This is a genomic window from Paenibacillus chungangensis (assembly GCF_042675905.1).
Classification (GTDB): Bacteria; Bacillota; Bacilli; order Paenibacillales; family Paenibacillaceae; genus Pristimantibacillus; species Pristimantibacillus chungangensis.
In genome coordinates, this window is record NZ_JBHTJZ010000004.1 from 103,663 (window position 1) to 116,480 (window position 12,818).

Genomic DNA, 12,818 nt, shown 5'->3' on the forward strand with positions numbered 1-12,818 from the left:
AAGGAGAATAACCGATGCTTCGTCAAATGACAATGTCAATCGTCCTGGCAGGCGTATTGTTCATGACAGCATGTCAAAGCAATATAGATTCCTCTCATATCGTGCCGGAAGAGACACATTCTATTGAAAAGGCGGCGAAACAAGTGAACAATCAACTGATACTGGCAGCGGAAAATGGCGATACAGAGCGAGTACTTAACCTTCTGAAGGAGGGAGCGGACGTGAACGCAGTCGATGATCGGGGAAGAACGGCCGTCGTGGCGGCCACCTATGCGAATAAGACGGATACAGTAAAGGCGCTCATCGAGCAAGGGGCGGATATCAATATCCGTGATAACAATCTCAACAATGTCCTGCTGTATGCAGGCGCCTCGGGTTATCTCGATATCGTCAAGCATTCGCTGGCGGCAGGAGCCGATACGACATTGACGAATCGGTTCGGGGGTACGGCACTGATTCCCGCATCCGATCGAGGTCATGTGGAAGTCGTGAAGGAGCTGCTTGAGCATTCTGATACGGATGTGAACCATATTAACAATCTGCACTGGACGGCGTTAATGGAAGCGGTCATTCTGGGAGATGGCGGAGAGAGGTATCAGACGATTGTGAAGCTGCTGCTTGATCACGGGGCGGATGTTCATATCGGCGACTCGCAGGGGATCACGCCGCTCCAGCATGCGCAGAAGCTCGGGTTCGAAGAGATCGAGAGCTTGCTGCGCGAAGCGGGGTAATTGCCGGGGGCGGGAGATTGAATCAAAGCCCAAGAGAGAAAGAAGGAGACATGGATGCCGCAAGGTATCGATGTTTCTTTGTGTTTTTATTTTATAGCGGGGTTATAGTATATTTACTTACAGAAAAGAGGGCGGTTATTTCCGTTCGCGAACAAGGAGCGATAGATGAATCATGACCATTCAAGAACAGACATTAACACGATTATTAACGCCGCTAACGAAAGATACGCTTCACCAAATTCGGAAAAACTTGAACATACAGAGAGCTAGTCAACTGAATAAAAGTGATTTGGTAGAACGCCTTGCTCGAGATATCCCTTATTTTGTGCATGTGGCGATGCATCGCTTTGACGAGCGCCGATTAGAGGTGCTGAAAAAAGTTCTAGAAAGCCCCGAAGGAGTATCGGTCGAGGAGCTCGCGGTATTCGATGACATGAACCTCGATTATTTCTTGGATTACGGTCTCATGCTGCCAGATCCAGCAACGGGCTGGTTGTGCGTTCCTTGGGAGGTTCGACAGGAGCTGACGGACAAGCATCTGAGCGAGTACAGCGATGTTATTCGGCGAAATACGCAATGGACCAAGCTCGCCAAAGGTCTGCTCTACTATTATGGATATGCCAAGTACGACGTGTTGAAACAAAAGATTGAGAATTACACCAGACAGGATATTTCATTTATATCGTTAATGGATATTTTGCTGGACTATTCCTATTTTGATGAAGGCATTATTTCATTTGCCGGAGGATTCGCTTACTATATGGCAGATCAGGAGGAGGTATTCATGGAGCATGCAGCTCGTCCGGAGCTGGAATATGCCCATCTTCCCAAGAAGAAAGTGCTGCAAGCAGCAGAAGAAGACGATGAGTATGTCGATCGGAATGAAAGCTACTTGAAGTTAGTGTCGTTCCTGACGAGTCACTATGATATCCAGCGGGAATTGGCAGATCTCAGCGTAGAAGAAAGTATGCTGGCCATCTTAATGGGCCATTCACCGAACGAAGTGTTGGCCGATCTGTTGGGACAATTCGACACGCCATCTATGGATATGGTGAATCAATTGGCGGATCTGTTCTTTACGCTATACCATGCGACTCCGCAATGGGCGTTGAAGGGACACTCGCCCAGCCAACTGGCGAACATAAGGAAAGCGCAGCAGCCTTCTCCGATGCAAGCACAGAATAAGGTCAACAATGTATACAGCATGCAGACGAAGCAAAAGATAGGGCGCAACGATCCTTGTCCATGCGGCAGCGGGAAGAAATACAAGAAGTGCTGCGGTGGGTAAGTGCGCCTGACGGGCAGACACAGAGAATGATGAAGTAGGGAACGATACTATACTGAAGGTTAGAATGAACTGTACTCGTCAGGGTGCAGTTTTCTTTGTTTTGAGAGGAAAATGCTGGATGCTGTCGAAATGTTAGTGGGAAGTGGGTGATATTGCTAAATTCATATTACGAGGTGAGTAGAATTGATCGACAAGTTGATCCGCCTGTTGAATATCTTGAATGCCATTCAAGCATCGCCCGGCATTACCGCTGCAGATCTTGCACTAAAGTGCGATGTCAATATCCGAACCATCTACCGAGATTTAGATACGTTGAGCTTGGTGGCGCCCATTACGAACGAGGGAAGAGGAACGGGCTATCGGTTTCTGGGCAGATTCACCATGCAGCCGCTCAACTTTACGGAGCAAGAGGCGCTGGTCGTCTCTCTGCTGCCTTCTGTGCTGGACATCGAGAAGCTGCCTCCGGGATTTGAGACGGCCTACAATAAAGTAATGGCTGCCCATCGCAACGAGAAGTCGCAGCAGCACAATATGATTGAAGATATAGCGGGCATTATCCAGATGGGGACGCCGGCTTATCGGAAGGAGAGCCCTAATCATCTGCAGACGATTCTGAAAGCGATACTGGAGCAAAAAACGATTGCTACCGTCTACCATACGCAATATCGGAATGAAACGACCGAACGCAGTATCGATCCTTATTACCTTGTTCCGCGGGACCAACGGTTCTATTTGATCGGCAATTGCCGACGCGACAATAAAATGAAGACTTTTCGAATTAGCCGCTTTCTCCAGGTCAACATAACCTCCGAGGCATTCGACAAAGGTTCATTCAACGTCAAACAGCATCTCAAAAATACCTGGTCGATCATACAAGGCGAGCGAAACACAACATTTAAAGTGCGCTTCAGTTCCAAGGTTGCTCGCTACATCAGGGAAGAAGAGTTGTTTGTCAGGCCTCGAATGAAGGATTTGAAGGATGGAGGTATGCTATTCGAGGTGACAGTGAACAACGAGCAGGAATTTGTCCGCTGGATCTTGCAATACGGACCGGATGCCGAGATCATAGAGCCACAGTCGGTCAGAGAGCAACTGCAGGCGCAAATGCGTCAGTGGATGGAGATGTATTCGTCATGAACAGATGTTCGTGACAGCCTGTTGTCACTCCAGAGTGGTAGGATGGAGTTAGATTGATGCTGAGGGGTGAGGAATTGAGCTATATTGCGCATATTCGGGGCAGCGATGGTATCATTCAGACGGTAGAAGAACATTTGCTTGGCGTTCAGGCGCTAAGTGTCTGTCGCATCCCGTATAACTGAGCAGATGACAGTCTCGCTTTATTTGGAGTGCATGGAGAAGGCCCCATGGCTCTTGGCGTCAGTCAATATCTTATGCATAGCTGAATAGCGAAAATTAAAATTAAAACAAACCCAACCTTGCATTTGAGGTTGGGTTTGTTTTGGGCTGTTGTTAATCAGCGCTGTTGACACGATACGGATCCATATATACAGCCAATAAAATAGTCTTTAAAACACAAACGTCTACCCTTCCTACCATCGTCCCCGGCAAAAAGGGAATATATAATGATTGGTAGTAAAGATGGAGGGGAAATAAATGAAACAAACTTCAAACCGACTATTGCGGAAAGAAAACAGAATTGCTTACTGGATGATGTTGCCGGCGGTCATCCCGTACATTCTTTTTAACCTGCTGCCCATCCTATGGGCGGTCTCGATTAGCTTTACCCATTATGACGGCTATTCTTCACCGACGTGGGCAGGGATTGATAATTACATAGCGGCCATAAAGGACACGGAATGGTGGAAATCGGTATGGAACACCTCTCTTTTTGCATTTGGCAAGCTTGCGATTGAGCTTCCCCTGTCCTTAGTGGTGGCCGTTATTTTGAATGAGAAAATTTTTGCGCGCAACTGGATTCGGGCTATATTTTTCATGCCCCATATTACCAGTATGGCCGTGATGGGTCTGATCTTCTTCTTTATATTCCGTCCTATAGATGGCATTCTGAATGGTATTCTGCAGTCTCTGCACTTGATCAAAGAGCCTATAGACTATTTGGGCGAGCCTGCCAGTGCCATGATCAGCATTATTGTAGTTGCCGTATGGCATGGTTTCGGGATGAATATGGTCCTGTTTCTCGCAGGGCTGCAAACCATATCGAAGGATATGTATGAGAGTGCTTCCCTTGATGGCGCAACCCCCGCTCAACAGCTGTGGTTCATAACCGTTCCGATGTTAGGGCCGGTATTGAAGATCGTAATCTTATTGGCGATTGTTTCTACGCTGAAATCATTTGATTTGATTAAGGTGCTAACGGACGGCGGGCCATTCGGAACGACGAACGTTATGTTTACCTATATTTTCGATTATTTCTTCAGCGCTTCCGATTCGTCAAGCGGACAGTACGGCTATGGGTCTGCCTTAGGGGTGCTGGCTACCTTATTGATAGCAGCGGTTTCTGTCATATACCTTCGGTTCACAAGAAACCTGAAGGCTCATTAGAGAGGAGAATACGATGAGTACCAATACGACTCAACAGGCCTTGCGTCATTCCATGTCCTATCGGCGGAGCAGATTGTCTCGCTCTGCGGGAAGGTTTGGCATGTACCTATTTTTGATCATTCTGTCCGCAGTAACATTAATCCCTACCGTGTATGCGCTCTTCGCTTCGTTTAAGCCGCTGGATCAGCTGATGAGCGATGGAGCTCGGCTGCTGCCTAGCACATGGCAGCTCTCGAATTATTCAGAAGTATGGGAGCTGGGCAATTTCTCTCGATACTTTATGAATACAGTCATAATTGCCACAGTGGTCGTCATGTTCGACATCATATGTTCTTCCATGGTTGGGTATGTGCTTGCACGCAAGCGGCTTCGGGGGCTGAAGGCGATGGAGACTGTCTTTGGAGCTACCATTTTCTTGGGTGTAGGCACAATCACGCTATATCCTAAATTTATGATTGCCTTACAGTTGAATTTGCTCAATATTTGGGGCATTATTCTTGTGGAGCTAGCGGGCATTATGGTTATTCATTTCTTCCTGACGAAGGCGTTTTGCCAAAGTCTGTCCCATGAAGTATATGAAGCGTCGTCTATTGATGGCTGCAGTTTCTTCGGCACATATGCCAAAATAGCTTTCCCGATGATGCGTCCTATTCTTTCAACCACAGCGATCTTAGCTTTTCAAGCGGCTTGGAATAATTTCCAGGTTCCTTATGTATTCACAATGAACAACCCGGATCTCAGGACACTTGTAGTCGGTGTTTATGCCTTGAAGAGCTCAGGGGAAGGCGCTACCTCGTGGCATTTAATGATGGCAGGCACCATGCTTTCCCTAATCCCCATCACGCTGCTGTTTCTATTCCTGCAGAAGTATTTTATGCAAGGGATGTCCGACGGGGCGGTTAAAGGTTGATGATTATCAACGTTCCCTTGTTTTGATATAATGGTAGTCACTGCGAATGGTACTTGCGAGGGGGACCTATGTGAAGAAGCTGAATTTGCTGTCATTGTTAATGAATCGGTCTATTTTTGTGAAGTACTTCTTCAGTATGGCAGTTGTTTCTTCGCTTGGCATATTCGCAGTAGTGGCTACTTATCAGCATTTTTTCGAAAAAATGCTAATAGAGGTGGAAACTTCGAGCATTCAGCGATCTATCGATCAAACGAGTGTGGCATTAGATAGTAAATTGGATCAAATTGTAAAAGATATGTTTCACTTTATCTCCTATTCAAAGAACGGAACGGAGCTGCTTAGGGCTCAGGTATCCGATGTGGAATCAACGGAAGATATGAGGCGGGCTGCGGACATGTTAGGTGCATTTCGTTACCGTTATCCAGGTGATGTTGATTCCGTCTTCTTCTATAGAGAAGATGGCAGAATATTTTACGATTACGGCCTTTCTCTCGATAAGCAGACCAATTTCATGAATATGGAATGGTACTCGAAATTCGTTGAACACTCCAGAGAGATATGGTCCTACCCCAGTTCCAGTCGAATGTTTAATCAGGATGCAGAAGGGGAGTCGCTATGGCTCTCTATGGGCATGTATGACGTGGAATCCCAGGATGGCATTCTTGTTTCGCGTCTAAATCCTAACTTGTTCCGCAACATGTTTTCACGGTTGGAGAATGATGATCTGCGAATTAGGCTGATGACTCCGTTAGGGGAATCTCTATATCAATCGGATCAAGGATTGCAACCATTCGGGGAGTCTGTATTCATACATGCGGAGCTTGAGCAAAGCGGATTCCGAATAGAAGCTGAAGTAAGGAAGGATTATATTATCCGCAGGGTGGATGCGGTACAACAGGTCAATCTGCCGATCATTGGTGCGGTATTGCTGGCTTCCCTTCTTATATCTTTGATTCTCTCCTTAACCCTGGTGAAGCCGGTGCGGAAACTGCTTCGTCTGATGAAGCATGTAGAACGAGGCGATTTCACTGTCCGATTTCCTATTAGGTTTACAGATGAAATTGGATTATTGGCCGTTGGCTTTAACCAGATGGTGCATCGCGTATCCGATTTGATCCAGCAGGTATATGTCATTCGCATGGAAAAAATGGAAATGGAGCTCGTTCAAAAAGAAGCGACGCTGAAAGCGCTTCAAAGTCAAATTAATCCGCACTTTCTTTATAATACGTTAGAGGCGATCAATTGCCATGCTATCGTGCGAAATGTGCCCAGTATCAGTAAGATGAGTAAATCACTGGCTGATTTCTTTCGATACGCCATTGAGAAGCAAGAAATCGTGGTGCCCTTGTTTAAAGAGTCGCATCATCTTGATACCTACATTCTTATCCAAGGGGAACGCTATCCGGAGATTGAAATAGAGGTGGATATCCCGGAGGAACTCTATCCATGCCCGATCGTTAAGCTTACACTCCAACCGATCGTTGAAAATTGTTTTATCCATGGATTTAAAAAGGCCAGGCCTTATTGGATCTACATCGGGGCTAAACAGGAAGACGGCGACTGCCTCATTGTGATTGAAGATAATGGCGAAGGGATGGAGGAATCCGAAATTGTACGCTTCAACCGTCTGCTTAAACAATCGGATGGCTCCGGGCATCAGGGGGGAGGCGGAATAGGCTTGTGGAATGTGAATCACCGCCTTCGTCTGCAATTTGGAGAAGCTTATGGACTTCATGTAAGTTCCTCTGTACATGGAGGAATTCGAGTAGAAGTGCGGATTCCATTCCAGCAATAATGGAAGTAGAGGAGGCGCTGGACTATAAATATTATTATCGTTGATGATGAGGCCATCGTACGTTCCGGTGTTCGAGTTTTGCTACAGCAATGCCATGAAGGGATTACAATTGTAGGCGAGGCGAGGCATGGCGCTGAGGCGCTTTCGATTATGGAGAACGAGACCCCGGATCTGGTCATTACAGATATTCGCATGCCCGAGATGGACGGCTTGGAACTTATTAAGCATATTAGACATCGTTTCCCGGATATGCCGGTTATTATCTTGACAGGCTATGCAGATTTTGATTATGCCCGCAGCGCTTTGCAATATGGAGTGACACAGTATCTCTTAAAGCCAGTAACGCAGGAAAGCATTAATGAAGCTGTATGGACCATATTGTCGAAGGATCCAGTTCGTTGGGTTGGAGAGCTCGATTCGCATCTGCTCAAAGAAGTGAAAGAGCTGGTTACCGATTTGGTCAAAGCCGTTCTTTCGGAGAATCTGCAAGAAGTAGAAAGAATTATTTTATATACTAAAAAAATTTGTGATGACAGGCAGCTATCCCTATTGGCGATAAAGCAACTGCTGGGTTATTTAAGGCTTACCTATTTCGTTGAAATGCTTGTTCATAGGAACGATTTGCCTGATATTAAAGAAATGCTTAATCTGAACGGGTTGACCAAAGAGGAATGGTTTAGAGATTGGCTTCTGCACGCAGAGGCTCAAGTACGCTGGATTTCAAGTAAACGTATGCCTAGGAACAAACGATTGGTCGAGGGAGTCGTGCAAGACATTCATCTGCGGTATCATGAAGCGGACCTGAGCTTGCCTGTATTGGCTGAGAAGTTTGGTGTTACTGCTACGCATTTGAGCAAAATGTTTCGTGAAATTATGCATTACCCCATCTCGCTGTATATTGGGAAATATCGGCTGGAAATGGCTCGAAAGCTGTTGGAACAGAACAAAACCACCTTGCTTAGCGACATAGCGGAGCAATGTGGTTTTAATGATTACCCGCACTTTTCTAAAATGTTCAAACGTCACTTTGGCGTTTCCCCTCAAGAATATCGGGACAAGCAGGTTTGAGCTTTAGAAAATTCTACAACAAATATATCTGGATTCCATTTATAATGAACATATACGCCGTAAATTCGGCTCTACAACCATTACAAAAGAAGAGGGTGCATCATGAAACCGAATATATTGCTGATCACCGTCGATCAAATGAGATTTGATTGCCTCCATTATCTGAATCATCCTGTTATTCAAACTCCGAATCTGGATCATTTGGCCAGTAGAGGCGTCACGTTTACAAGCGCTTACTCGGCTACGCCTTCATGTGTTCCTGCAAGGGCTTCCATCATTACCGGCATGAGCCAGCGAAGTCATGGACGAGTAGGCTATCAGGATCATGTGCCTTGGACGTATGAGCATACGTTGCCAGGCGAGCTTGCGGATGCCGGATATCATACGCAGTGCATCGGTAAAATGCACGTCTACCCTACTCGCAATCTGTGTGGGTTCCATAACATCGAGCTTCATGACGGTTATATGCACTATAACCGCAACCGCGCCCGTTCCTCCGCATTGGAATGGTGGGACTACACCGACGATTATTTGCCGTGGCTTCGCGAGCGAGCCGGCTATGACCAGGATATTATGGACCACGGGCTCGACTGTAATGCCTCTGTCGTCTCGAAGCCTTGGCATCTCGAAGAGAAATATCATCCAACCAACTGGGCCGTGACCAGATCGATTGATTTCCTTCGCAGAAGAGACCCTGGAAAGCCGTTTTTCCTGTGGACCTCCTTCGTTCGGCCGCATTCGCCGCTCGATCCGCCGCAGGCTTACCTCGATCTGTACAGGAACATTGAACTGCCGGAACCTCCAATCGGTGATTGGGCGGATACGGAAGATGCAGACAGAGCCGGCTTCAATCCGACGACTGGAAGAGGCATCGTCCATGACCGGATGAGGAAGGATGCGTTAGCCGCCTATTACGCGCTAATCACCCACATCGACAATCAAATAGGAAGGCTTCTGAATGCGCTATTCGAGTTCGGCGTAAGCGACAATACCGTCATTATGTTCACGTCCGATCACGGAGACTTGATGGGTGACCACAACTTGTACCAGAAGCGCCTTGCTTACGAAGGCAGCGCGAAAGTACCGTTTATACTATGCGATCCGACAGGCAAATTGGGACTTGAAAGCGGCAAGACTGTGAATCAAGTTGTTGAAATGCGCGATATTATGCCAACCCTGCTGGATGTCGCGAATGTCGCCATTCCAGACAGCGTCGACGGCAGCAGCGTGCTCCCTCTGAGTATTCGAAACAACGGAGAAAAGCTGGAATGGCGGGAATTTCTTCATGGCGAGCATGCTCACGGCCCAATGTCTTATCATTACGCGACCGACGGCAAGCGAAAGTATATTTGGTATTCGCAGACGGGTGTGGAGCAATACTTCAATCTAGAAGCGGATCCTCAAGAGTTACAGAACTTGATTAACGACGCCAGCTGCGCAGATGAAATCAGTGGATGGCGTAGTCGCGTCGTCAATGAACTGATAGGCCGCGAGGAAGGATATACCGACGGAGTACAGCTCATCGTGGGACGGCCGCCGCAGAATGTGCTGAGGCACATTCTATAAGGAGATCAAGCTGCATCGATCCGTCGCGCCATAACCTCTTTCCTCTTGGAGGGAGGTTATTTGGCATGCACTTCTTTTACAAGGCTCGATGTAAATAATTGCAGTCGTCAAATGACAACAGCTATCCTATGTTCACATGGATGCAAGTCATGTCTGATTCTATAATAGGTAGTGATAACAGAACAGATCGTATTGAGAGGGGTATACCATTTGAAAAAGTCGATGAAACGTTGGTTGTTGGGAGCTTCACTAACATTGTCTATTATCGTTAGCGGATGTGCGAACGGTGGGGCGAACGAAGGGGTAAACGGAGGAGCTAATAACAATGCTTCCCAATCGAAAGTGGAGGAGTCAAAGGAACCGGTTACCATTACGATGTGGGAGAAAAGCGGTGGAGCCGCAGCCGTATTGCAGGATCTAGTAAAACAATTTAATGAGGAAAACAAAGATATAAACATCGATTTGAAAATTCAGGGCGGCGACGACTACGAAAAAAACTTGCCGTTGGCGTTTCAGTCCAAGCAAGCACCGGATGTATTCACAGCCACCAATGTGATGAATTTGTACAAGCCAGGATGGCTGTTGGCTCTTGACGATGTCGTCAATGCAGAGCATATGCAAAAAATTAAGCCATATATTACACAAGGTATTAATGGTTTCGACGGTAAAGCTTACGCCATTCCTACAAGCGCTGTCACGATGAGACTGGTCTATAATAAAGACTTGTTCAAGCAAGCGGGATTAGATCCGGAGCAGCCGCCGCAAACATTTAGTCAAGTAGCTGAAGCTGCCAAAAAAATTACAGAGGCTAGCGGCGGAGAAGCATACGGCTTCGGGTTGGCCATGAAATGGACTGGATTTACGACCTGGCAGCTTGAACCACTGGCATTAACAACAAATGATAAGTTGACCAAGCGTGCCTTGTTTAACGTGGAAACAGGGCAATACGATATAGCGCAATATCAACCGGTCATTGAACTCTACCGCAACATGGTACAAAACAAATGGGTTTATCCTGGAGCGTCCACTCTGGACAACGATCCTATGCGCTCCGCTTTTGCAGATGGCAAAATTGGCATGTACATCGGCGCCTCCTTTGATGTAGGAACGATTAATGATCAATTTAATACGAAAATCGATTGGGCGGCAACGAATCTTCCTTATGAGGACGGAAAAACATTTGTTCAGAACATTTCGAATGTGGGTAGATATTACGCTGTGAACGCGGAAACGAAGCACCCTGAGGAAGCTGCCAAAGTCATCGAGTTTCTAACAGGTGTACAGATGGCGCAGGAATTGCAAAAGCAAGGCCTCATCAACTCCATCTTGCCGGAAACCAATCACACGGATTATATGCCGCAAGATGTGAAGCAATTCAAGGACTTCGCTCCAACATCTAACGACCGTCAATCGCCGAGCGATCCTACACCTTCTATTAAGGTGCAAGGGAAAACGTATACGGATGTTGTGATGGAGCTTGTCTTGACGGACAAACCAATTGAACCCGCATTGAAGGAACTGAATGATCGTTACAATGAAGCTTATAACAAGGCCGTTCAAGATGGGGCCATTAAGGCGGAAGATTTTAAGAAGTGAGGAGAACAGTATGACACAGCCCAATATCGTTTTTATTACCGCTCACGATCTTGGCAGGCATCTTGGATGCTACGGGGTTTCCACAGTGGCAACCCCGGCATTGGACGAATTGGCTGCGACCGGCGTTCTCTTTGAGCAATGCTTCTGTTCCGCACCGCAGTGCAGCCCCAGCAGAGCTGCGCTGCATACGGGAAGATACCCCCATTCCAATGGCGTTATGGGGCTGACACATGGGAATTTTCGTTGGAGACTTCACCCGGACGAGCGGCATATCGCTGAGATTTTATCTGAGAACGGATATGATACAGCTCTAATCGGGGTGCAGCATCTGACCGAACAACCGGAAGAGCTTGGATATCACAGCGTACTGCCTCAGATGGTTGCCGCCGAGGCGGGGGAAGCAGCTTCTGATTACATTCGCAAGTCTGCCAGTTCGAAGAAGCCATTTTATTTGGAGGTCGGTTTCTTTGAACCTCACCGGCCATTCCATTATGGCGGGGTGGGGCCGGAGGAAGCGAAGGGGGTATTTATCCCCCCTTACATACCGGATAGCCCCGAGGCCCGCTCTGATTTCGCCATGCTTCAAGGCGCTGTTCAAACGATGGACAAAGGGATAGCTGTCATACTTGACGCACTTCGCGACACTGGCCTGGAGGGGCATACTTGGGTCATCTTTACGACCGATCATGGCATTGCAATGCCAAGGGCGAAGGGTACCCTGTACGACCCCGGTCTAGAGGCGGCGCTAATCATGCGTTACCCGCAGGCGGGATTGTTCGGAGGACGCAGGATTGAAGCGTTAATCGGCCATGTCGATGTAGTCCCAACGATGCTGGAGGCGCTGGGGATGGATGCTTCCGACCGCTTGCATGGACAGAGCTTCTGGCCCGCGCTTCAAGGCGCGCCCTGCAGGCCGGCGACAGAGATTTATGCGGAGAAAACTTACCATAACTACTATGCTCCTATGCGATGCATTCGGACCGAGACCCATAAGCTGATTGTGAATATGGAGGTTAGTGTCCGAGTCGATGTACCGGGCGACATTCAACAAAGCCCGATTTATCCATTGATGCTAAAACAGTTTCTAAAAGTACGGGATCATATTGAATTGTATGATCTGCGAAATGACCCGTGGGAGACTGAGAATTTGGCAGGGAAAGAAGCATGCCTTGAGGTGGAGAAGTCCCTGCTCAGCAAGTTGCTGCACTGGATGGAAGATACGGACGATCCAATATTAAAGGGGCCCGTGCCGTCCCCTTATTATGTTGAATCTGTAAGAAAGCTTCATGAGGCACGATGATGGGCTAACCATGCGAACCCCCACGGCGGATCATCTCTGCC

Annotated in this window: 11 protein-coding genes; all 11 read left to right on the forward strand. The window is 47.4% G+C overall.

What is annotated here, in order from left to right:
* Positions 1 to 143 precede the first annotated feature (143 nt).
* The 11 genes from ACFQ2I_RS01310 to ACFQ2I_RS01360 all read left to right on the forward strand — a co-directional run bounded on the left by ACFQ2I_RS01310 (position 144) and on the right by ACFQ2I_RS01360 (position 12,777).
* Positions 144 to 731, forward strand: coding sequence for an ankyrin repeat domain-containing protein (locus tag ACFQ2I_RS01310; protein WP_377561939.1), 588 nt, complete (start codon positions 144 to 146; stop codon positions 729 to 731).
* Positions 732 to 903: 172 nt separating this feature from the next.
* The gene (locus ACFQ2I_RS01315; protein ID WP_377561646.1) at positions 904 to 2,019 is read left to right on the forward strand and encodes an SEC-C metal-binding domain-containing protein; all 1,116 of its coding nucleotides are present in this window, start codon (positions 904 to 906) and stop codon (positions 2,017 to 2,019) included.
* Positions 2,020 to 2,202: 183 nt separating this feature from the next.
* Positions 2,203 to 3,156, forward strand: a complete 954-nt coding sequence (locus ACFQ2I_RS01320; RefSeq protein WP_377561647.1) for a helix-turn-helix transcriptional regulator — start codon at positions 2,203 to 2,205, stop codon at positions 3,154 to 3,156.
* Positions 3,157 to 3,209: 53 nt separating this feature from the next.
* A complete protein-coding gene (locus ACFQ2I_RS01325) occupies positions 3,210 to 3,338 on the forward strand; it encodes a hypothetical protein (RefSeq protein ID WP_377561648.1) in 129 nt (42 codons plus the stop codon).
* Positions 3,339 to 3,633: 295 nt separating this feature from the next.
* Positions 3,634 to 4,542, forward strand: coding sequence for a carbohydrate ABC transporter permease (locus ACFQ2I_RS01330; protein ID WP_377561649.1), 909 nt, complete (start codon positions 3,634 to 3,636; stop codon positions 4,540 to 4,542).
* Between the two features lie 13 nt (positions 4,543 to 4,555).
* Positions 4,556 to 5,452 (forward strand): carbohydrate ABC transporter permease, encoded by an 897-nt coding sequence (locus ACFQ2I_RS01335; RefSeq protein WP_377561650.1) that lies wholly within the window; start codon positions 4,556 to 4,558, stop codon positions 5,450 to 5,452.
* Positions 5,453 to 5,522: 70 nt separating this feature from the next.
* Positions 5,523 to 7,247 carry a sensor histidine kinase gene (locus tag ACFQ2I_RS01340; RefSeq protein ID WP_377561651.1) on the forward strand — a complete coding sequence of 575 codons (1,725 nt, stop codon included), beginning with the start codon at positions 5,523 to 5,525 and terminating at the stop codon, positions 7,245 to 7,247.
* Between the two features lie 36 nt (positions 7,248 to 7,283).
* Positions 7,284 to 8,315 (forward strand): response regulator transcription factor, encoded by a 1,032-nt coding sequence (locus tag ACFQ2I_RS01345; protein WP_377561941.1) that lies wholly within the window; start codon positions 7,284 to 7,286, stop codon positions 8,313 to 8,315.
* Between the two features lie 102 nt (positions 8,316 to 8,417).
* Positions 8,418 to 9,881 carry an arylsulfatase gene (locus ACFQ2I_RS01350; RefSeq protein ID WP_377561652.1) on the forward strand — a complete coding sequence of 488 codons (1,464 nt, stop codon included), beginning with the start codon at positions 8,418 to 8,420 and terminating at the stop codon, positions 9,879 to 9,881.
* Between the two features lie 210 nt (positions 9,882 to 10,091).
* The gene (locus tag ACFQ2I_RS01355) at positions 10,092 to 11,477 is read left to right on the forward strand and encodes an ABC transporter substrate-binding protein (RefSeq protein ID WP_377561653.1); all 1,386 of its coding nucleotides are present in this window, start codon (positions 10,092 to 10,094) and stop codon (positions 11,475 to 11,477) included.
* A gap of 10 nt (positions 11,478 to 11,487) precedes the next feature.
* Positions 11,488 to 12,777 carry a sulfatase family protein gene (locus ACFQ2I_RS01360; RefSeq protein ID WP_377561654.1) on the forward strand — a complete coding sequence of 430 codons (1,290 nt, stop codon included), beginning with the start codon at positions 11,488 to 11,490 and terminating at the stop codon, positions 12,775 to 12,777.
* Positions 12,778 to 12,818: the final 41 nt, after the last annotated feature.